General features: G+C 36.1%; 20 protein-coding genes and 1 pseudogene. 17 read left to right on the top strand and 4 right to left on the bottom strand.

Annotated elements, in window-relative coordinates; all coding sequences use genetic code 11:
• Window positions 1–282 (top strand): Orn/Lys/Arg family decarboxylase (locus tag AC6F8J_RS05535; protein WP_500721625.1); only part of this gene is annotated, 282 nt, incomplete at its 5' end.
• Window positions 283–304: 22 nt separating this feature from the next.
• Window positions 305–928 (top strand): dTMP kinase, encoded by a 624-nt coding sequence (tmk, locus tag AC6F8J_RS05530; RefSeq protein WP_275842508.1) that lies wholly within the window; start codon window positions 305–307, stop codon window positions 926–928.
• 19 nt (window positions 929–947) lie between these two features.
• Here the strand turns inward: tmk and AC6F8J_RS05525 are convergent, their stop codons facing one another.
• On the bottom strand, window positions 948–2,147 hold the full coding sequence (locus AC6F8J_RS05525; protein WP_500721624.1) for a helix-turn-helix domain-containing protein: 1,200 nt from the start codon (window positions 2,145–2,147) through the stop codon (window positions 948–950).
• 180 nt (window positions 2,148–2,327) lie between these two features.
• Here AC6F8J_RS05525 and AC6F8J_RS05520 point away from each other — a divergent pair, with 180 nt between their 5' ends.
• The 6 genes from AC6F8J_RS05520 to AC6F8J_RS05495 all read left to right on the top strand — a co-directional run bounded on the left by AC6F8J_RS05520 (window position 2,328) and on the right by AC6F8J_RS05495 (window position 8,435).
• A complete protein-coding gene (locus tag AC6F8J_RS05520; protein ID WP_500721623.1) occupies window positions 2,328–3,779 on the top strand; it encodes a tagaturonate reductase in 1,452 nt (483 codons plus the stop codon).
• 15 nt (window positions 3,780–3,794) lie between these two features.
• Window positions 3,795–5,282 (top strand): UxaA family hydrolase, encoded by a 1,488-nt coding sequence (locus tag AC6F8J_RS05515; protein WP_500721621.1) that lies wholly within the window; start codon window positions 3,795–3,797, stop codon window positions 5,280–5,282.
• Window positions 5,279–6,688, top strand: a complete 1,410-nt coding sequence (gene uxaC / locus AC6F8J_RS05510; protein WP_500721620.1) for a glucuronate isomerase — start codon at window positions 5,279–5,281, stop codon at window positions 6,686–6,688. The genes AC6F8J_RS05515 and uxaC overlap by 4 nt, the downstream gene beginning before the upstream one ends.
• 413 nt (window positions 6,689–7,101) lie before the next feature.
• The gene (locus AC6F8J_RS05505; RefSeq protein ID WP_500721619.1) at window positions 7,102–7,713 is read left to right on the top strand and encodes a DUF6273 domain-containing protein; all 612 of its coding nucleotides are present in this window, start codon (window positions 7,102–7,104) and stop codon (window positions 7,711–7,713) included.
• Between the two features lie 26 nt (window positions 7,714–7,739).
• The gene (locus AC6F8J_RS05500) at window positions 7,740–7,973 is read left to right on the top strand and encodes a hypothetical protein (RefSeq protein WP_500721618.1); all 234 of its coding nucleotides are present in this window, start codon (window positions 7,740–7,742) and stop codon (window positions 7,971–7,973) included.
• A gap of 39 nt (window positions 7,974–8,012) precedes the next feature.
• A complete protein-coding gene (locus tag AC6F8J_RS05495) occupies window positions 8,013–8,435 on the top strand; it encodes a VWA domain-containing protein (protein ID WP_500721616.1) in 423 nt (140 codons plus the stop codon).
• Here the strand turns inward: AC6F8J_RS05495 and AC6F8J_RS05490 are convergent.
• Window positions 8,430–10,031 (bottom strand): IS1634 family transposase, encoded by a 1,602-nt coding sequence (locus AC6F8J_RS05490; protein ID WP_500721615.1) that lies wholly within the window; start codon window positions 10,029–10,031, stop codon window positions 8,430–8,432. The genes AC6F8J_RS05495 and AC6F8J_RS05490 overlap by 6 nt on opposite strands.
• Window positions 10,032–10,329: 298 nt before the next feature.
• Between AC6F8J_RS05490 and AC6F8J_RS05485 the strand changes: the two genes are divergently transcribed.
• The 3 genes from AC6F8J_RS05485 (at window position 10,330) to AC6F8J_RS05475 (ending at window position 13,240) form a co-directional block, all read left to right on the top strand.
• The gene (locus tag AC6F8J_RS05485) at window positions 10,330–10,659 is read left to right on the top strand and encodes a cyclic-di-AMP receptor (RefSeq protein ID WP_500721614.1); all 330 of its coding nucleotides are present in this window, start codon (window positions 10,330–10,332) and stop codon (window positions 10,657–10,659) included.
• Window positions 10,660–10,728: 69 nt separating this feature from the next.
• On the top strand, window positions 10,729–11,172 hold the full coding sequence (locus tag AC6F8J_RS05480) for a DUF327 family protein (RefSeq protein ID WP_500721612.1): 444 nt from the start codon (window positions 10,729–10,731) through the stop codon (window positions 11,170–11,172).
• Between the two features lie 91 nt (window positions 11,173–11,263).
• A complete protein-coding gene (locus tag AC6F8J_RS05475) occupies window positions 11,264–13,240 on the top strand; it encodes a BMP family ABC transporter substrate-binding protein (protein ID WP_500721610.1) in 1,977 nt (658 codons plus the stop codon).
• 149 nt (window positions 13,241–13,389) lie between these two features.
• On the opposite strand, the gene AC6F8J_RS05470 is transcribed toward AC6F8J_RS05475, so the two are convergent.
• A complete protein-coding gene (locus AC6F8J_RS05470; protein ID WP_500721608.1) occupies window positions 13,390–14,073 on the bottom strand; it encodes a metallophosphoesterase in 684 nt (227 codons plus the stop codon).
• Window positions 14,074–14,254: 181 nt separating this feature from the next.
• On the opposite strand from AC6F8J_RS05470, the gene holB reads away from it, so the two are divergent.
• From holB to AC6F8J_RS05445, 5 genes and pseudogenes are all read left to right on the top strand, one after another.
• Window positions 14,255–15,247: a DNA polymerase III subunit delta' gene (gene holB / locus AC6F8J_RS05465; RefSeq protein WP_500721607.1), complete on the top strand. Its 993-nt coding sequence runs from the start codon at window positions 14,255–14,257 to the stop codon at window positions 15,245–15,247.
• Window positions 15,248–15,284: 37 nt separating this feature from the next.
• Window positions 15,285–16,029: pseudogene (locus AC6F8J_RS05460) on the top strand (PSP1 domain-containing protein); the annotation flags it as partial.
• Between the two features lie 309 nt (window positions 16,030–16,338).
• On the top strand, window positions 16,339–17,076 hold the full coding sequence (locus tag AC6F8J_RS05455; RefSeq protein WP_500721606.1) for a methyltransferase domain-containing protein: 738 nt from the start codon (window positions 16,339–16,341) through the stop codon (window positions 17,074–17,076).
• A gap of 75 nt (window positions 17,077–17,151) precedes the next feature.
• Window positions 17,152–17,991: a 16S rRNA (cytidine(1402)-2'-O)-methyltransferase gene (gene rsmI / locus AC6F8J_RS05450; RefSeq protein WP_500721604.1), complete on the top strand. Its 840-nt coding sequence runs from the start codon at window positions 17,152–17,154 to the stop codon at window positions 17,989–17,991.
• A 9-nt stretch (window positions 17,992–18,000) separates the two neighbouring features.
• Window positions 18,001–19,026 (top strand): FAD:protein FMN transferase, encoded by a 1,026-nt coding sequence (locus tag AC6F8J_RS05445; RefSeq protein ID WP_500721603.1) that lies wholly within the window; start codon window positions 18,001–18,003, stop codon window positions 19,024–19,026.
• 100 nt (window positions 19,027–19,126) lie between these two features.
• Here the strand turns inward: AC6F8J_RS05445 and AC6F8J_RS05440 are convergent, their stop codons facing one another.
• A complete protein-coding gene (locus tag AC6F8J_RS05440; protein ID WP_500721602.1) occupies window positions 19,127–19,387 on the bottom strand; it encodes an AbrB/MazE/SpoVT family DNA-binding domain-containing protein in 261 nt (86 codons plus the stop codon).
• A 345-nt stretch (window positions 19,388–19,732) separates the two neighbouring features.
• Here AC6F8J_RS05440 and AC6F8J_RS05435 point away from each other — a divergent pair, with 345 nt between their 5' ends.
• Window positions 19,733–19,915, top strand: a complete 183-nt coding sequence (locus AC6F8J_RS05435; RefSeq protein ID WP_275843703.1) for a hypothetical protein — start codon at window positions 19,733–19,735, stop codon at window positions 19,913–19,915.
• Window positions 19,916–20,062: the final 147 nt, after the last annotated feature.

The raw sequence follows: 20,062 nt of genomic DNA, 5'->3' as shown, positions 1-20,062 counted from the left end.
AAACCTTTAAAAAAATCAACAAAGATTGTTAGTGGTTTTGATAGAAATCAAAAATCATTAGAACCCTATGAGGCGTTTGCAAAAAATAGCGAGAGAATACCTTTGCATCAAAGTGTGGATAGAATAGCAGCCAGTATGATTACACCCTATCCACCGGGCATTCCCATGGTGGTACCGGGAGAAAGGATTACTGAAGACTTGATAAAGCAGATATATAAATGGGAAGAAGAAGGTTTGGAAATCTTAGGTTATGAAGATGAAAAAGTGGATGTCATCCTTTAATACTAAAAAGAAAGAGGGAATTATGAAAGGTATATTTATAACGATAGAAGGCGGAGATGGTTCAGGTAAATCAACTCAAATTGACTTGCTTATGTCTTATTTTAATAAGCATGGTTTTGAAGTTTTGTTGACCAGGGAGCCAGGCGGTACACCGATAAGTGAAAAAATCAGAGAGGTGATTTTAGATAGCAACAATATGGAAATGGCCAATATGACAGAAGTATTGCTGTATGCTGCATCAAGAGCCCAGCATGTAGCTGAGTTTATTAAGCCTAACATTAAGCAAGGTAAGGTGGTTATTTGTGATCGATTTGTGGACTCTTCAGTTGTATATCAAGGTTACGCAAGAGGTGTTGGTATAGATGTGGTTGAAAATATTAATAGCTATGCAACGCAGGGGTTAATACCCGACTTAACCATATTATTGGATTTGCCTCCCAACCTTGGATTATCAAGGAAAAAAAACCAACAGGCTCTAGACCGATTAGAACTTCAAAGCGATGATTTTCACTTAATGGTTAACGAAGGTTACAAACTTTTGGCAAAACGTCATCATAATAGAATCTTAACTGTAGATGCAGCCAAGTCCATAGAGGTTATCCATCAGATTATTTTAGAAGCGATAAAACCACTATTACCAAAGTAAGTTTATACATTAAGCTATGTTAGTTATGATGATAATTTCTGTACTCTGTTGGTGTGATACCTTCACTTGATTTAAAAACACGTATAAATTGTGTGGCTGTAGGATAACCAATATTTGATCCGATGGTTAATAGATTATTATTGGTACCTTTTAGGAGTTGTTTGGCAACACTCATACGATAGTTGGTTAAATAGATTTTAAAGTTCATGCCAACTTCGTTTTTGAATAATCTAGAGAGATAAGCGGTAGAGATGTTCAAAGAATCTGCAATATAATTTAAACTAATGGCCTGCATATACTCCATATGGATGATGTGTAAGGCCTTTTTGATATGTAGTGAATAGGGCGTATTCTTATCAACTTGTGAAATGGTTTGTAAGATTCTTAAATAGTAGGCATGTACATCATGTAGATCGTTGAAAAGGTGTTCGAACATGATGATGCCTTCATTGAGTTGCCTAATTTCATCTTGATAAGTATGCATTTCATTGAAAAGATGTCGAATGGTTAAAGCGTAGATTTCTTTATATAAATATATGGTTTTAGAATTATTTGTGGCATTTGTAAGAAGTGACCATTTGATGGTATCAATAAGCTTGTATATGTTTAGCCAGTCGCGATGTTGTAGCAAAGTCTCAAAGTTTTGTATATAGCTATATTCAATTAAGGAGTAATCATCATGGATGGAAAAATCTTCAAAAAATATACATTTCCCCTGCCCGATGATAAACGTATACTCTTGAAGTTTCCTGGATTTTTTGTAGGAGCTACCGATATCAAAAAAATTATGAACAAAATTTCCAAAACATCCAATAACAGATGCATTATAGGTTGTGCTTAATACCTCATGCATATCATCAAAGCAGGTCTGTAGCTGTTGTATCATATTACTATGAGGAAGAGAAGGGGTTACTGAAAGAATCAATGTACGATTAAAAGGTTGAAGATTCAAGAGGCACACAGGTTCAATATCTAAGTAGGTAAAGGCATTAAGTAGATGTTGATGAAAGATATTTTTCCATGTTGTAAGAGACGTCTCAGGCATGCATCCAATTAAACGTGTTATACCATTTGTCATAGTTAACTGCAAGACAATATAGGTACCGGATTCATGAAGACCTATCTGAGACAGTTGTGTCTCATTTTTTAAGTTCTCAGGTAAGATTTCACTTAAAAGATTAATAATATATTGTTGGCGAGATTGTTCAAATGCATTCATAGAGGGCCTCATTTCATAGAACTAATGTCAAAAAATGCACAGTTTGTCAAAAGCTACTTATTGAATACTCATACGTTTGATTATACTATAGTTATATCAGAAGTATTATAATAAGACAAGAGTAAAGAATGATGAAAAGATAAAGCCAATGAAGAATGTCAAAAAATGTGAGGTAGAAGAATGCATGCTGTAGAGTGGAAAAAGGCGTCAAATCATCCGGTTAGAGTCATACAATTTGGAGAAGGTAATTTTCTAAGAGGTTTTGTGGATTGGATGATTCATAAAATGAATGAGCAGAATTTATTCAATGGCAGTGTAGCGGTTGTCCAACCATTAGCGAAAGGTTTGCTACCAATACTAGAGTCACAGAATTATACATACACCCACTATTTGAAAGGTATTAAGAATCAGGAGCCGGTCATAGAGTATTATAAAAATACGGCATTATCCGTTGGGATTAATCCTTATGAGGATTTTGAGGGCTATCTTTCTCTAGCGCACACAGAAACAGCCTCAATCATTGTCTCAAATACGACGGAAGCGGGCATCGTATTTGATCCAAAAGACCAATTGGATATGGAAGCTTCGGTAACCTATCCGGGAAAATTAACAAGACTGATGTATGAAAGATATGAAGCATTTAAGGGAGACCCTGATAAAGGCTATATCGTATTGCCTTGTGAGCTCATAGACAACAATGCAGACCGACTAAAAGAAGCGGTAATGGCCTATATAGATCTATGGAACCTTGGTGAGACTTTTAAGACCTGGGTTGAAAAATCCAATCAGTTCTGTAATACACTTGTCGATCGGATTGTTCCTGGCTATCCCAAAGAAACCATAAAGATAATATGGGAAGAATTGGGTTACGAAGATCAGTTGGTGGTGGAAAGTGAACAGTTTAATCTTTGGGTTATTCAAGGCAATGATAAAGTTCAGCAGGCTTTTCCGGCAGACGAAGCAGGTTGCCAAGTGCTTTTTGTTGAGGATGTCACACCCTATAAGGTGAGAAAAGTACGTATTCTAAACGGTGCCCATACCACCCTAGTTCCGGTTGCTTATTTATATGGTATCGAAACGGTTCTTGAGTCCGTAGAAGATCCACAGATCAATCAATTTCTTATGAAGGCAATATTTGATGAAATCATTCCGACACTTACTTTGTCAAAAGAAGCGCTAGAAATTTACGCAGCTGAAGTCATCTTGCGTTTCAAAAACCCCTTTGTTAAGCATTATCTTATGAGCATCTCATTAAACAGTATGTCGAAATATCAGACACGTGTTCTGCCTTCACTTCTTGCTTATTTTGATCAAAATAGTAAGTTACCTAAGCGATTGGTTGCGGCCTTGGCTTCTTATATGGTTTTTTATCGAGGTGAATATGCCGGTAAGAAGATTGCCATAGTCGACAATGAGGATATTCTAAAGCTTTATAAAGATGCTTGGAAGCAGTATGTTGGTAGTAAGACAAGCCTTGTAGATGTAGTAGAAGCCGTACTTGGATACGAACCTAATTGGAAAGGTAACCTGAATCACATACCCGGACTAAGAGATCAAGTGGTCAATTATGTTTCAATCATACTGGATGAAGGTATGGAAAATCTAATCCATGCCGTTGAAGATGAAGATTGATTAGGAGGAGGTCTGATGAACAAACATTATATTATTCACAACCGAGACAATGTATATATCAATCTTGAAGAAGATGACAGCAAGAACCTAATAAGAGGTCATAAATATGCTTTAAAAGACATAAAAAAAGATGAAGCCATTATTAAATATGGTATGCCTATCGGCATAGCCACTTGTGATATCTTAAAAGGTGACCATATACATACACATAACCTTAAGACATCTTTAGGTGACATATTGTCCTACAAGTATCAACCTGAAAAAAATAATGATAGATCGACAGCAGCTTCAGTATCAAAAATAGAGCGTAAAACAGTCAAAGTCTATGAAAGAATGGGCCAAGAAGTTGGTATTAGAAATGAGCTATGGATCATACCAACAGTGGGTTGTGTCAATGGTGTATCCAACCGTATTATTGATGTTTTTAAAAGCCGCTGTATGGAAGAAGGCATCGACCTGAATCGTTTGGATAATTTTGACGGTATATATGCCTATACCCACAACTATGGTTGTTCTCAAATGGGCGATGATCATATCAATACCCGAAAAACATTACAAAATATAACAAAACATCCCAATGCCGGTGGTGTTCTCGTGATTGGACTGGGCTGCGAAAATAATCAGATCAAAGCTTTTGAAGAATCTTTAGCTACCTATGACAAATCGCGTGTTCTTTTTTTGATTTCTCAGGAAGTGGAAGATGAAATCGAGGCAGGGTATAAGATGGTAAGAGCCCTCTTTGATGAAATGCTAAAAGACCAGCGTGTTGAAAAACCGCTGTCATCTATTCGTGTCGGTTTAGAGTGTGGTGGTTCAGACGGACTTAGTGGTATAACAGCCAATCCATTGATTGGTAGATTTTCAGATTACTTAGTTGAGCAAGGTGGGACAACTGTGCTTACAGAAGTACCTGAGATGTTCGGTGCTGAGACCATTCTCATGAACCGATGTGTAAATAGAGAAGTTTTTGATAAGATGGTGGAGATGGTCAATGATTTCAAAAACTATTATAAAAAGCATAATCAAGTGATCTATGATAACCCTTCACCGGGTAATAAAAGTGGTGGTATATCTTCTCTAGAAGATAAGTCACTTGGGTGTACCACGAAGGCAGGGGACAGCTTAGTCATGGATGTTCTAAAACATACAGAGCGGCTGAAAACATCCGGATTGAACTTAATTAGTGCCCCAGGAAATGATGCGGTAGCAACCACCACTCTAGGTATGTGTGGGTGTCATATGGTACTTTTTTCAACAGGCAGAGGCACACCTTTTGGCGGTTTTGTACCAACGGTAAAAATCTCGACCAACACACCCTTGTTTGAGAAAAAGCCCAACTGGATTGATTTTAATGCTGGGCAGTTGGTAGATGGATTAAGTATGGATGCAATGTTAGAACAATTTACCGAGAAAATCATCGCCACCATTAATGGTGCTAAAACAAGACAGGAACTGAATAATTACCGAGAAATCGCGATTTTTAAAACGGGGGTAACATTATGAAAAAGTTTATGGACGAAAATTTTCTATTAACCAATGAGACTGCAATTCGCCTTTACCATGATTATGCAAAAGACATGCCGATTTTTGACTACCACTGCCACTTATCGGCTCAGGAAATTGCTGAAAACAAATCCTATAAAAATATGACTGAAATTTGGCTAGGTGGTGACCACTATAAGTGGCGTCTTATGCGCAGCAACGGTGTATTAGAAGCATCTATAACTGGGAATGCGCCGGATGCCAGTAAATTTATGGCTTTTGCCGAAGCCTTGCCTTATGCTATAGGGAATCCCATGTATCACTGGGCCCATCTTGAACTAAAACGTTATTTTGACATAGAAGAGCAATTAGATATGACCACAGCAGAAAATATATGGGATGTGTGTAATGAACGTTTAAAAACAGATGCTTTTACATCAAAGGCACTTATAAGAAGATCTAATGTAGATGTCATCTGTACCACAGATGATCCAATAGATACATTAGAATATCACAAGATTATTAAGGAAGATGATACCTTTAAGACCAAAGTACTACCTACTTTTAGACCGGATAAAGGTATCCATATCCATTTAGAAACATTTCTACCTTGGTTAAAGCAACTTGAATCTTCAGTAGGCTATGGTATAACATCTTTAGCCTTATTTTTTAAAGCGTTAGAAGAACGGGTAGTCTACTTTCATAATCAAGGCTGCAGGCTTTCAGATCACGCCCTTGATGAAGTTCACTATGAGGCCTTAAAAAATGTAACTCTAGAAGAAGGGGAGATTATTTTTAAAAAGGCGCTTCGAGCTAGTGCATTAACCCACGATGAAGTGGTCAAATATAAAAGTCTGGTCATGAATCAGTTAGGCAAGTTTTATGCAAAAAAAGGTTGGACGATGCAATTGCATATTGGTGCACTGCGTAATAACAATACGAGAATGCATGAGGAAGTCGGTCCGGATACAGGTTTTGACTCTATTAATGATACAGTATTTGCCAGAGCATTATCGGACCTCCTTAATGACCTAGATACAACAGATGAGTTACCAAAAACCATTATTTATGTCTTAAATCCAAGAGATAATTATGTGATTGGAAGCATGATTGGTAATTTTCAAGGTGGCGGCATAGCAGGTAAGATTCAGTTTGGTTCCGGTTGGTGGTTCTGTGATCAGAAAGACGGTATGATCGATCAGATGAAGACACTGGCTCAACTGGGGCTCATCAGTCGTTTTGTTGGTATGTTGACAGATTCAAGAAGTTTTCTGTCTTATGTGCGGCATGAATATTTTAGACGTATATTATGCAATCTCTTTGGAGAATGGGTTGAAAACGGAGAATATCCTAACAATCCTGAGTTATTAGGGCGTATGATTCAAGATATTTGTTACAATAATGCTAAGAACTATTTTGGTATATAGTTAAATCAAACTTATACACATTAGAAAAAGTAGTGACCATGGATGAAAATCTAAGGTTACTACTTTTTGGTTTACGAGCAACTTGTCCTGAGATAATAATTTCAGCAATAATTCATTTGACTGTATATACTTTAAATGGTACAATGAAAAAGTTTAAAGGATATAATATAAAAAAACGTATGATATCTTAAATTACAAATACAAGATAAAACCATTACTTTTAAATGTATCATAGCATAGCCGTGTCATTTTACCATAATATATAGATTTTTGAGGAGGAAGGGTATGAAAATCCATCATTATATTTTACTTTTAAATCTAATTTACTTATGCTCTATACTACTGGGGTGTAGTGCAAGCTCTGGTAATGAAAAAAAATAGCAGATATTGCTGCAGAAAAAAGTTTTGATAACATGAAAAAAGTTTATATTTTGGAAGCGGAGACATATGTGCCTTTCCTTGTTCTTTCCGACGATTATCAAGACAAAGTCTTATTACTTCGAGAAGAGGTAATGGATGCGTCTAGAAGATTTAATGACCGCGAAAGTTATTATCAGGATTCAGAGATGGATCAATATCTTAGCTCTGATTATTACAATTTATTGGAGGACTCAATTAAAGAGAAGATTGAACCGATGGAAATACAAATCATGGACAAACAAGGCATTGGTGTGGCTGGAGAGGAAACTGAATGGATTACTAGAAAAGTTTTCTTATTGGGCTATGAGGAATTTGGATTAATGGAAACTGGATTTACACCATTAGAGGGAACCACTATCAACTGCTTTGGGGATGCAGATACTAGGGTTGCTTTAAACAGTAACAAGCCACAAACTTGGTGGTTAAGAACTTCATATACGGCTCAACCTAATTCGGTTTTTGTTATTTTTAATGAGGGACAGATAGGACTTAAAATAGCTACAGAAGAAAGTGGGGTGAGACCAGCATTTTGTGTAAGTCCTGACACAGAAATCATTGAGAATGATCAAATAATTAAAGGGGAGTCAGTTTATGTAGTCTATTAAGATTATGATGAATGGGAGAGAGTGATTTGAAGAAAAAAATAAGTGTATTATTATCTATGATTCTGCTCATAAGTATTTTTCCTGTTAGTTCTATTGCAGAGGAAGTTGATTTGACGGATGGTGACCCTGTAGTCTATGAGGAATGGATGGAAAATAAGGCAGACGAAATGATTCAGACACTATCAATGCAGATGACAACGCCGTCAAGCACAATGCTTTCATCGGATGTAATAGTATCGTCTGGAACTGAAGTTAGCTAAGATGTTGATGGTATCAGTGGTGAGATTAACAGATATACAGTGCTGGTTCTCGATACGTCTGGGAGCATGAATGGAACTCCGGTAAGCTATATGAAATCGGCTGCAATCAAGTTTTGCGAATCGGTTTTGGAGGCGGATGGAAACAATATGGTCGCTGTAGTCTCCTACGCTTCCTATGGTTATACCAGAACGGGATTTAGTGAGGATTTAACGACTCTTAGAAACACTATTAATTATCTATATGCATCAGGTAATACAAATGTAACAGGTGGACTTAATCAAGCCAACACACTATTGGATTCAATCTCAAACAGCAATAATACCGTTAAGAATATACTCTTACTGTCGGATGGTGTGCCATCTGCAGGGCCAAGGTCTACAAGTGGGCCTTATACATATTCGGATTTTGCGTATTATCAATATGCTAATGCATCTTATAATCTGAATTCCCGGAATTTATAACGAGGGTGGAATTATATCTAACGCCTTGTATATATCGGCTTGCTTATTAGTAACTTCTCCCAATAAGCGACCATACTCTGGCGCTTCAAACAGCTCGATTGTATCTAGTTCGTCAAGGAGTCCTTGTAGCGTCCATTTTTCAAATAACTTCGCGTCCTGCATTTTCTTTTTCACATAAGAAAGATAAATAAGTGCAATAAATTCGACAAAAAACTTTCCGTTAAGTGATAATTCAGAAGAAACTTGCATTCTTCTAAAGTTCAACCGTTCCTTGAGATTACCAAATCCCTTTTCAACAATGTCCTTGCTACGATACAGAGACAGCGCCTCAAATGGGTCATTGACTTCGTTTGAAAGAAGGGCGAAATATCCATAGTTTCTAGCAGCTTCACGCATGGTATCCTCTTTTGGCTTGATTTTGCGGCCACGCTTAGGAGTTTCTACAACTTCAAAATACCGGTCATAATCTTTCGTGCGGTATTCCTTGCGTGTATTTTCTTTCAGATCGTTATTTAAATTTGTTAGATACTCGTTCATGTCTGCCTGATCTTTTGACGCTTTCTCTGGATTATAGAAAATCAATAGGTAAGCACGCCTCTTGTTTTTTAGTGTATCACCTTTATATGGCCGAATTTGTTCGTAATTCCACTCGATAGGTCTACATACGCCATAAGCACCAAACTGCGTCTGTAGGTTTGACCAGAGCTTCAGGTTATCCCTTTCTTCATCCAATACTTCCTTCACATACTTTAGCCCTAATTTCACACCAATAATGAATTTTTGATGGTTCTTATAGAGTTCATTTATATTTTCTCGACTATAGAAACCACGATCTAAAATGACGTTAACTTTCTTATAACCCATTACATCGAATTCACCCATTAGCTGTTTAACGGTTTTTACATCCGAAATATTACCCGGAAGTTTTCGGTAATAGAATGGTAATCCTGATTCTTCCCCAAAGAGAAGTGCAAGATTAATTTGCGGTAATCTGTCATGTTCTTTGTTGCGTCCCTTTTTGACTTGCTTCAATGTATCTGAATAACTTGAGATAGAGGTAATATCGAATGCCCAGTATTCCTTTTCGATTCGTCGTTTACCCTGTTTCTTGAAGAATGTCATCCGACTTTCTTCGTCAATGGACTGAAACAGCTCACTACTCCGTTGAGAGGGGATGTCATTTCCGCTAGGGTGGATATGAAGCTTTTGCCAATGAGAAAAACGACTAAGAGAATTATTCTCTTCTAGAATCAGACAATAAACAATCGAAAGAATCTGCTTATAACTATCAGGAAAGCAAGCCTTTAGATCAGCTGTGACGCCAGTCATCTTTCCGATTTGATCAAAAAGATAGTTTGCGCCATAGAAACATCTTTGAAATTTTGTAATAGGAACCGGCCCAGGCTTCGTAGATACAATCTGGCTACGCTGTTTTTTATAGGGTCTAGTAGGTACTATTTCACCAGTATCGGGATCAACTTTCCCAATAAGCTTTCTCTTTGCTCTGGATTGCTGTTTTTCTTTATCCCAATATGCTTCATTGCTATAGGCGTAGGTGATGCCAGTTGACTTATTAGTCTGATAAATAATGGCCATAAATTATCACTCCCCTTGTTATACATTATATTATATAACGAGGATAGTGTCAATGAAAAACCGCTGTATATCTTCAATTTACAACGGTTTAGATCTTTTACATCGTTATACTTTCCGGGAATGCAGGGTATCAATAAAAGTCGTTTGCAATGTAGTCATGGAAGGTTTTTTCTATCCTTACTTTTCCGATAGTAAATTAACGTGACTCTATGAAGTAGCACTACTTGTTATAATTTTTCAAGGTGTTATAATATAAGTAAGAAGCTTAATTGTGTCGATAAAGGATAGAGGTGATCTTATGAAATTGATCATAGCAGTGATTCATGATGAAGATGCTCATAAGTTGGTGGATGCTTTGACATCAGAAGGATATATGGCAACTAAGTTGGCATCAACAGGTGGATTTCTAAAGACGGGTAACACGACCTTATTAGTTGGTGTTAAGGAGCAGGAAGTGGACAAAGTGCTTGGTATTATTGAAGAGAAATGCCAGACAAAGAAAGAACTTTCTTTAATGAACCCGCCTATACCCAGTGCAATTGAAGGATGTATGCCTTATCCGGTAGAGATAACCGTTGGAGGCGCAACCATATTTGTTATTGATATAGAGAAATATTTAAAGATTTAGGTAGGGTTAAGGTGTCAAAACTTAGTTTTGTTGCTTTAAACGTATACAGTTTTAAGGAGTTGTGTTTCTATGGATATGAAAATTAACCCATTAACTATGACAAATGTATCTGATGTGACTTCCAATAAAGAAGTTGTGTCCAAAGATGACTTTAAATTCACCTTGCTGAGTAAGATAGAAGAAAGTGAATTACAAAGCAAATTGAATGGGATGATTAAAGACATTACAGCCCAAGGGGATCGTTTGTCCAAGCATATGGATATAAGAGACATGAAGAATTATCGAGAAATGGTCAAGGAGTTTATGAATGAAATCGTAACCCATTCTCATAAGTTCTCTAGAGAGAATTTTCTTGATAAAAGAGGACGGCATAGGGTTTATGGTATTGTCAAACTGGTAGATAAGAATCTAGATGAATTGGCCCAGGAGCTTCTGAAAGAAGAGAAGAACCATCTGAATATTTTGGGAAGAATTGATGATATCAAAGGCTTACTTCTTGATATGATGATATAGCATTATAATCCAATACATGTGACAACGATTGAGGACCTGTCTTATGTGACAGGTTCTTTTACTGGTTTAAATAGAGAGGGTTGCTTAGTCTATGAAGGAAGGATTGAATCATATGGAGCTTGGTAGGACGAATTATGAAAAAGCAAGAAAATTAGGGATTAAAATGGTAAATCATTATAAATCTAATGGTTGGAATACACATGTTCCCTCTCTTGATGCCATTCTTTCAAGAGAGTCTATTGTATCAGAAGTTAACTTAGGACTTACAGAGATTCCTATTAAAAAAATAAAAGGTACAAGAACGAATGCGAGAAGAAGTGCATTCTCCCCTGATTTTATGCCTATTTTAGGACCCTCAACGGAATTTGCGGCCAAATGGGTTTATTTATATGAAGCGCATATTGAAGAAGGTATTCGAGAACCTATTAAAGTTTATGAGTATTTGAACTGGTATTATGTTGAAGAAGGAAATAAGAGGGTCAGTGTTTTAAGTTACAGTGAGGCAGTTTTAATCTCAGCTTATGTAACCAGACTTATTCCTAGATATGATAAGGAAGATAAGACCATCGTCATCTACTATGAGTTTCTGGAATTTTATAAAAATCACCAGATTAATTATTTATGGTTTACAGAAGTAGGTAGCTTTGTAAAAATGCATAAAATCATAGAAAAATATGGTTGGCATCAAGAAGACAAAAAAGGCGATTTAAGATCCATCTATTATCAATTCAAAAAACTTTATAAAAAACTAGGTGGCGATCAAATTCCTATTACTACAGGTGATGCTTTTTTACAATATTTGGATATCTATCCTTACAGAGATGGTATTGATGAAGTCTTGGAAGAAAACCTCAAGAGTCTTTGGACAGAACTTGAAATCATTGGTAGTTCTAATAAATACGAACTGGAGTTAACACCTTCTGAGCTTGAAAAAAAACCTTTGTTTTTTGGCTTAACCAATTTACCATTTGCTATGAAGGAAGTCAAAATTGCTTTTTTACATGCTAAATCCAAGGATTCTTCAGCGTGGACATACGGTCATGAAATAGGGCGTCAGCATTTAGAAAATGTGATGGGTGACAGTGTCACGACTACCTGTATTAATAATGTACCGGAGGATGAACGGGCTTATGATTATCTTAAAGAAGCGGCTGAAGGTGACTATGATATTATTTTTGCCACATCACCGGCATTTATACACGAAACATTAAAAGCATCCTTAGCGTATGAAGATGTGAGATTTCTTAATTGTTCAGAAAGCATGTCCTATAGACATTTTCGAACTTATTTTGGTCGAATATTTGAACCGAATTTTTTGGTTGGTATGATAGCAGGTGCTATGAGTAAAACCAATCAATTGGGTTATGTCGTTACCTATCCTATACCGGAGGTTATTAGCAGCATTAATGCCTATGCTCTTGGGGCTAGATTTCTGAATCCTTTCGCAGAAGTCTTTGTTAAATGGGTGGATGCCACAATAGCTTGTGGTGAAGATGAGTGTTATAGAATCGATCAACAGTTAATGGATATGGGTGTTGATATCATATGTCATCAGGAGTCTACAGATCTTAAGACAAGTCTTAAGCATTCTGGTATTTATTTTGCGGATGAGTTACGTAACGGTCAAGACCCAGTTTGTCTTGCAAACCCACATTGGCACTGGGGGGTCTTTTATGAAAAAATTGTAAGAAATATAATGAGTGGAAACTATAATAAAATTAGTGGCCTGCTTGGAAACAATGAACGTGCAATTAGTTATTGGTGGGGTATGGATGCTGGCGTTGTCGATATTATGTACTCGGAATCAAAGTTACCGGAACCACTAATAAACAGTGTGACATTCATGAAAAAAATGATTGTGGACGGTGTACATCATCCATTCACAGGTCCTATATATAATCAGCAACAAGAATTAATGGTTGAAGCTGGTACCCATATCAGCAATGAGGCGATATTGGATATGGATTGGTTTGTTAATGGTGTTAATGGTAGCATTCCAAGTATTAATGCAAAAGAACAAAACCATAAACTATTAGAACTGTTTAGTGTCAAAAAAAAGTATGGTTAAAGGGTTAAACTAAGTTTCACTAAATTCACACACAATACATAGATAACGTTGATACATTCTTAACTATATAGAGTATGTGATAGTTTAACCATATAGTTTTGATACCTTAACCAAGTATTAAACATAAATAAAAGCAATGAGTTAAAAAGCTATTCATTGCTTTTTTGTGGATTTTTTTTCATGAAGCCAGTATTAAAATTAGGTCTAGGCCTACTTTTTTTATCATAAGAATAGCCATTTGACTCAAATTCAAAAATATAATAGTCATAACCATTAATGATGGTTGTAAGGTCATAATGACGTACTCGTTTTGCATTTAAATTGTAATTAAGATGTTGGTGACCATGAAGAAAGTAAGAAGGTTTATACACTTCCATAAGTTGATTAAAAACCATGAATCCTTGATGGCAAAGATCTTTCCCATCACCGATACCTTTAGCAGGCGCATGCGTCAGAAGGATGTCAAAACCGTTATGCTTATCAATCTTACGTCTTAATTTGCGAACGCGTTTGACCATTTCGGTTTCTGAATACTGCATTGGTCCATTTTTGTATCGCATAGATCCGCCTAACCCAAGTATACGTATACCATTTACAAGGACCAAATCATCTTCAATATTAATACATCCCATAGGTGGTGAGTCTAGATACCTTTGATCATGATTGCCATGAACGTAGTAAAGTGGTTTTCGTATGACCGTATTAAGAAACTCCATATAACTGGCTTTAAGATCACCGGCAGAAAGAATGACATCAATGTTCTCAAAACGTTTTGGGTCAAAAAAATCCCATATATATCTGGATTCTTGATCGGCTATTAGTAATATTTTCATAGGTTTAACCTTCCTATTATCTTTGATATCGCGTAAAACCATTATAGCAGAGGCAGCAAGGCTTAACAATGTGTTATATAATAAAGACTTTTACTCAAAAGAATGATTATAAACTGTATACATTTGCTTTAAAAAAAGACATAATAATGATATGATAGGACATGTTAAAGGAGATGGGTATATGTATCGATTTGATGAGATTAAAGGCTATGAAGAGGTGATCCAGCATTTTCAAAACGCCATAAAATTAAATAAGATATCCCATGCCTATATCATAGAAGGTGAAAACGGTATGGGTAAAAAGCAATTGGCCAACACATATGCCAAAGTTATGCAATGTTTGGATCATGGCATTGATGCTTGTGATGTTTGTAAGTCTTGCCAATTATATGATAGTGGTAACCATCCGGACGTGATTCATATTCATGCCAGTAAGAAAACAGGTATTGGTGTAGATGATATACGTGAGCAAGTCAATAAAGATGTCCATATTAAGCCTTATGTATACAATTACAAGATCTACATTATACATGAAGCAGAGAAAATGACGATACAAGCACAAAATGCTTTGCTTAAAACTTTAGAAGAACCTCCAGTTCATGTGCGAATTTTTTTATTGGCTACCCACACCCATACTTTTTTATCAACCATCTTATCAAGATGTGTTGTCATTCGTCTGAGAGCGCTTAGTCAAATATGTATTGAAGAGTATCTAGAAAAGGACTTAGGTGTTCCGGATTATCAGGCAAAGTTATATGCCTCTTTTGCTAGAGGGAATATGGGTAGAGCTCTAGCTTTAAGACATTCTGAAAGTTTTCATGAAATGCGTAAAGACATGATTCAAGTTATGATGGCCATATCAAATAAAAATAAAGTAGAGGCCATAGCGCAAATAGAAATATTTGAAAAATATAAAGATGAAAAACAGGACTTCTTAGATATTATGTTAACTTGGCTTAGAGATTTGATGGTAATCAAGAGTCTTGGAGATTTGGAGCCCTTGATTCATATGGACAATAAGAATCTGTTGTTGAAACAAGTACCCTATTTGTCGTATAATAGGATAAGTAGCTTGATTGATGGTATAGAACAAATCAGAAAATACGACCGATTGCATATTAACTATACTTTGTTGGTAGAAGTGATGTTAATTCAAGCAATGAATTCGAAATAAATCCATTTCATTGGAAAATGAAATTAAAGGAGAAGTTATGATAATAGTAGTAGGCGTTAGATTCAGAAAGGCCGGTAAGATTTATTATTTCGATCCGGCAACGTTTGATATAAAACCAGGACAATGTGTTATTGTTGAAACAGTAAGAGGCATTGAGTATGGGCATGTTGTACTTGGCAATAGAGAGATAGAAGAAAATGATGTGGTACAACCCCTCAAAAAAGTTATTCGAATGGCAACAAGAGAAGACGACCAAGCTGAAGTTGAAAATAAGAAAAAAGAACGAGAGGCTTATGATATTTGTAATAAAAAAATACGTAAGCATAACTTAGATATGAAGCTGATTGACTGTGAATATACCTTTGATAACAATAAGCTATTATTTTACTTTACTGCGGACGGCCGTATTGATTTTAGAGAGCTGGTTAAAGATTTGGCAGCGGTTTTTAAGACACGTATTGAGTTACGTCAAATTGGTGTTAGAGATGAGACTAAGATGATTGGAAGCATTGGCATATGTGGATTGGCCTTATGTTGCCATAGTTTCTTGACAGACTTTCATCCGGTCTCTATAAAAATGGCAAAGGAACAGAACCTTTCTTTAAACCCGACAAAGATATCCGGTGTTTGTGGTCGCCTGATGTGTTGCCTCAAATATGAAGAAGAGACCTATGAATATTTGAATAAAAACCTACCCAATTATGGTGATATTGTTAAAGTCAAGGAAACAGGGCTTATAGGTGAGGTAATCAATACCAATATTATTCGTCAATTGGTTAAGATTGTCATTAGAAAACCGGACGGTGATCCTGAGATTGTACAGCTTAAGATTGAAGATCTCTTGATACAAAAACCAAATAGAAGAAAAGGTCAAACACAAATTACAAAAGAAGAAGAAGAAGAGCTTAGAAGATTAGAAGCCCTTGAACGAGAAGAAAAGAAAAAAGAGGATGATAATCAGGAAGACCATAAGCAAAAACATGATCAGAAACATAGACCAAAACGTGGAAAACCTCAGAATAAGGGTAAACGCGTGAATAATCCCCAGAAGAAACCACACGAAGACAAAAAAAAGAGTTAAAGGAATTAAGATGATAGAAGAATTGAAACCTGAAGAGCGTTTAGACGATTTACATCGTAAAGGTTATAAGATTATACAAAATGAAGCTATGTTTTGTTTTGGAATGGATGCTGTTCTATTAGCAGGTTTTTGTAATATTAGAACCTCAGATGTGGTATTAGATCTTGGCACCGGCAATGGCATCATTCCTTTGCTTGTTGAAGGTAGATTTGCTCCAAAGCATATTACCGGTCTTGAGATACAAGAGGCAAATGTAGATATGGCCAAGCGAAGTGTTCGGATGAACCAATTAGATGAAAAGATTAATATCATTCAAGGTGATATAAAGGAAGCGGATAATCTGCTTCCTTTATCCAACTATGATGTGGTAACCTGCAATCCACCCTATATGGATGTGGGAAAAGGAATAACCAATGGACTTAGCGCAAAAACCATTGCCCGCCATGAGGTATTATGCACTCTTAAAGACGTTATTTTTCAAGCGAGTCGATTGACAAAAGTGGGTGGCAGATTTTATTTGGTCCACAGACCCCATCGACTTATTGATATCATAACCTTGCTTAGAGCCAATAAAATGGAACCGAAGAGGTTGAAGATGGTTCATCCAAAGATTGGTAGTGAAGCTAATATGGTTTTGATTGAATCTGTAAGACAAGGCAATCCGTTTTTGAAGGTTGAAAAACCCTTAATTGTATACACATCAGAAGGCGCCTACACCGATGAGATTTATAGTATTTACGGTTATTAGTTATTTGGTTTTGACCCTTTACCTTAGTATTAGTTGCCAATAAAAGAATAGATACCATTTAGAAAAGAGGTATATATGGGTACATTATATTTGGTTGCAACGCCAATAGGCAACCTAGAAGATATGAGTTATAGAGCAATAAGAACCCTTAGGGAAGTTGATTATATAGCAGCGGAGGATACACGGCACACTATAAAGCTACTGAACCATTATGAGATACATAAGACGATGACCAGTTACCATGAACATAACAAACAGCAAAAAGGTCCGGATATTCTTAAAGATCTTAGGGAAGGTAAAGATATAGCCTTAGTAACAGATGCCGGAACACCAGGTATCTCTGACCCAGGAGAAGATTTGGTTATCTTATGTCAAGAAGCTGGGATACCAGTCACGTCAATTCCAGGCCCTGTAGCGCTGATTAATGGTCTGGTTCTGTCAGGGATGGATACAAGACGATTTGTTTATGAAGGTTTTTTGCCGGTAGGCAAAAAAGAAAGAGCCGAGCGTCTAAAGGATCTAACAAATGAATCCAGAACTATGATTTTTTATGAAGCACCTCATAGACTAAAAGCCTTTCTTAATGAAGTGACAACATTTTTTGGTGGCGAACGTGAGATTGTCATAAGCCGAGAATTGACCAAGAAATTCGAAGAAGTTTTAAAATGGAAGCTTATAGAAGCCATTGATTACTACAGATCCAATGATCCTAGAGGTGAATATGTTTTGATTATTGCTGGGTGCTCAAAGGAGCAACTTAAGTCAAAAGAAAATGTATTGTATGAAGCCTTATCACTTGAAGATCATCTTCAACATTATTTAAATCAAGGTATGAGTAAAAAAGAGGCGATAAAAGCCATTGCAAAAGATAGAGACAAATCTAAACGGGATATTTATCAGTATTTTATAGATTAGGAGAAAATGATGTTAAAAAAGTTCAGCATAATTATGTACCTTATGTTTTTGCTTGCCGGCTGTGTAGGTACAGGTAATAGTTCTTCAAACTCAATAACGACCTATGCACTTGATACAATCATTACCATTAATTTATATGATGAGGGTTCAGAGGCGATTTTTACACGCATGACCAATCGTATTCATGAGATTGAAGAGCTGATGTCAAAACATATAAAAGGCAGCGAAGTAGACCTTATTAATCAAAATGCAGGAATCAAACCCATTGTTGTATCACAAGATACCTACCGGGTAATCGAAAGAGCATTGTTGTATGCAAAACTTTCAAAAGGGAGCTTTGATCCTACTGTAGGACCGATTGTAGATTTGTGGGGTATTGGTACAGAAGAAGCGAAAGTTCCAAGTGCCGACGAGATTGCCGAAAAACTCAGGTATGTAGATTATGAAGCTATTGTATTGAATGAACTTGATCAGTCTGTCTATTTAAGTAAAACAGATATGGCTATTGATTTAGGTGCCATAGCTAAAGGGTATGTTGCAGATGAGCTGGTATTTTTACTAAAAAGTGAAGGGATTAACAAAGCCATCATCAATCTTGGTGGAAATGTATATGCCTATGGTGAAAAAGATAACGGTGATGATTGGAAAATAGCCATTCAGACGCCATATGATCAAAGAAATGTTAATTTTGGATATGTAGAGATTAAGAATAAAACTGTGGTAACATCAGGTCCTTATGAACGTTATTTTGAAAAGGATGGTAAGACTTATCATCATATCTTTGATGCCAATACAGGCTATCCTGTTGAGAGTGAGACGGTATCGGTTACCATCGTAACCCAATCTTCTATGGATGCAGATGCGCTGTCGACATTACTGTTTACCAAGAATCAAGAAGAGGGTCTTGATCTTATTGAATCTATTGATGGTGTAGAATGTTTATACATTGACCGAGATTATGAGATTAGGATGTCTTCTGGATTTGAAGAGATTTTTACACTAACAGATAACACCTACGAGGTTGTTCATAATTAAGTTGTAAAAACCCCCAGTGCAAACGGGGGGGTTTATTTTAAGTATATAATGCACATATGATGTTTTCAAAGTAAGTCATGACCTTCAGAATGCTTAAGTTCTAAACGATCGTGAAACCTGCAATCTGTGCCATTTTTAGAATTGAATTTTTTGAAATTTTCTTGCCTTCAAATTCAATCAATTCATCCATTTCCCCTGTGAAGATATCACAAGGTGAATATTTCTTGAGAACGAAGGCATCTTCAATTCGGAAGATTTCGACTGCATCTCTTGCAGAAATATTCAATACTGCTCGTAACTCGCATGGTATTGTTATACGACCAAGTGAGTCCACTCGTCTTACAAAACCAGTGTAAATCATAAAATCACCCCTATTCATATTAGTTGGTTAACTCTCCAGATAGTATTTTATCAAAAACATTAATAAAAATCAAGTAAAAAAATCAGAAAAAATCTTTATGTCTTTACATTAGGTTACTGTTCAGACCCAATAAAAATCAAAAAAATTGACGAAATTTTTTCCACAGTTATTCACAGATAACTTCTGTTTTCTTGATTATAATAGACCCTAGTAATCTTTTTGGGTACTATTTGTTGCCTTTTTTTAACACTTATCCACCGTCATAATACCATATACAATAATAGAGAAATTCGCTTATTTTAAGGGTTTCTGATATAATTTTTTAAAAAGCAAGTGAGGATTGATATGAACAAAGATCTAGAGAATGAGATTGCTCTTCGTGATAAGATTGTAGAAAGTCTTCAACAGGAAGTTAGCTTAAAAAATGAACTCATTGAATCGCAAAATGACATGATTCAGACACTCATGGATAACAACGCTGAATTAAAACACTTAATAGAACGAATGCTTAAAAATTTTCCCATGTAGAAAGGCCAATAACATGAACCCCTCCTTTGAATTGATTACATCTCTTGAATATCGTTTAAAAGCAGCTACATCACAAATCAGGGCCTTCAAGTCAGGTCATAAATATGTAAAGCTCAAAGAGGATCACTACAAGAAAGTGAGGGCTTT

It is taken from the genome of Petrocella sp. (assembly GCF_059865615.1).
The sequence above is the reverse complement of the archived record's forward strand: the minus strand, read 5'-3'. Positions and strand labels throughout refer to the sequence as shown.

Coding starts and splice junctions, on each gene's coding strand:
- tmk (WP_275842508.1), top strand. CDS start 305: ATGAAAGGTATATTTATAACGATAGAAGGCGGAGATGGTTCAGGTAAA.
- AC6F8J_RS05525 (WP_500721624.1), bottom strand. CDS start 2,147: ATGAATGCATTTGAACAATCTCGCCAACAATATATTATTAATCTTTTA.
- AC6F8J_RS05520 (WP_500721623.1), top strand. CDS start 2,328: ATGCATGCTGTAGAGTGGAAAAAGGCGTCAAATCATCCGGTTAGAGTC.
- AC6F8J_RS05515 (WP_500721621.1), top strand. CDS start 3,795: ATGAACAAACATTATATTATTCACAACCGAGACAATGTATATATCAAT.
- uxaC (WP_500721620.1), top strand. CDS start 5,279: ATGAAAAAGTTTATGGACGAAAATTTTCTATTAACCAATGAGACTGCA.
- AC6F8J_RS05505 (WP_500721619.1), top strand. CDS start 7,102: ATGAAAAAAGTTTATATTTTGGAAGCGGAGACATATGTGCCTTTCCTT.
- AC6F8J_RS05490 (WP_500721615.1), bottom strand. CDS start 10,031: ATGGCCATTATTTATCAGACTAATAAGTCAACTGGCATCACCTACGCC.
- AC6F8J_RS05485 (WP_500721614.1), top strand. CDS start 10,330: ATGAAATTGATCATAGCAGTGATTCATGATGAAGATGCTCATAAGTTG.
- AC6F8J_RS05480 (WP_500721612.1), top strand. CDS start 10,729: ATGGATATGAAAATTAACCCATTAACTATGACAAATGTATCTGATGTG.
- AC6F8J_RS05475 (WP_500721610.1), top strand. CDS start 11,264: ATGAAGGAAGGATTGAATCATATGGAGCTTGGTAGGACGAATTATGAA.
- AC6F8J_RS05470 (WP_500721608.1), bottom strand. CDS start 14,073: ATGAAAATATTACTAATAGCCGATCAAGAATCCAGATATATATGGGAT.
- holB (WP_500721607.1), top strand. CDS start 14,255: ATGTATCGATTTGATGAGATTAAAGGCTATGAAGAGGTGATCCAGCAT.
- AC6F8J_RS05455 (WP_500721606.1), top strand. CDS start 16,339: ATGATAGAAGAATTGAAACCTGAAGAGCGTTTAGACGATTTACATCGT.
- rsmI (WP_500721604.1), top strand. CDS start 17,152: ATGGGTACATTATATTTGGTTGCAACGCCAATAGGCAACCTAGAAGAT.
- AC6F8J_RS05445 (WP_500721603.1), top strand. CDS start 18,001: ATGTTAAAAAAGTTCAGCATAATTATGTACCTTATGTTTTTGCTTGCC.
- AC6F8J_RS05440 (WP_500721602.1), bottom strand. CDS start 19,387: ATGATTTACACTGGTTTTGTAAGACGAGTGGACTCACTTGGTCGTATA.
- AC6F8J_RS05435 (WP_275843703.1), top strand. CDS start 19,733: ATGAACAAAGATCTAGAGAATGAGATTGCTCTTCGTGATAAGATTGTA.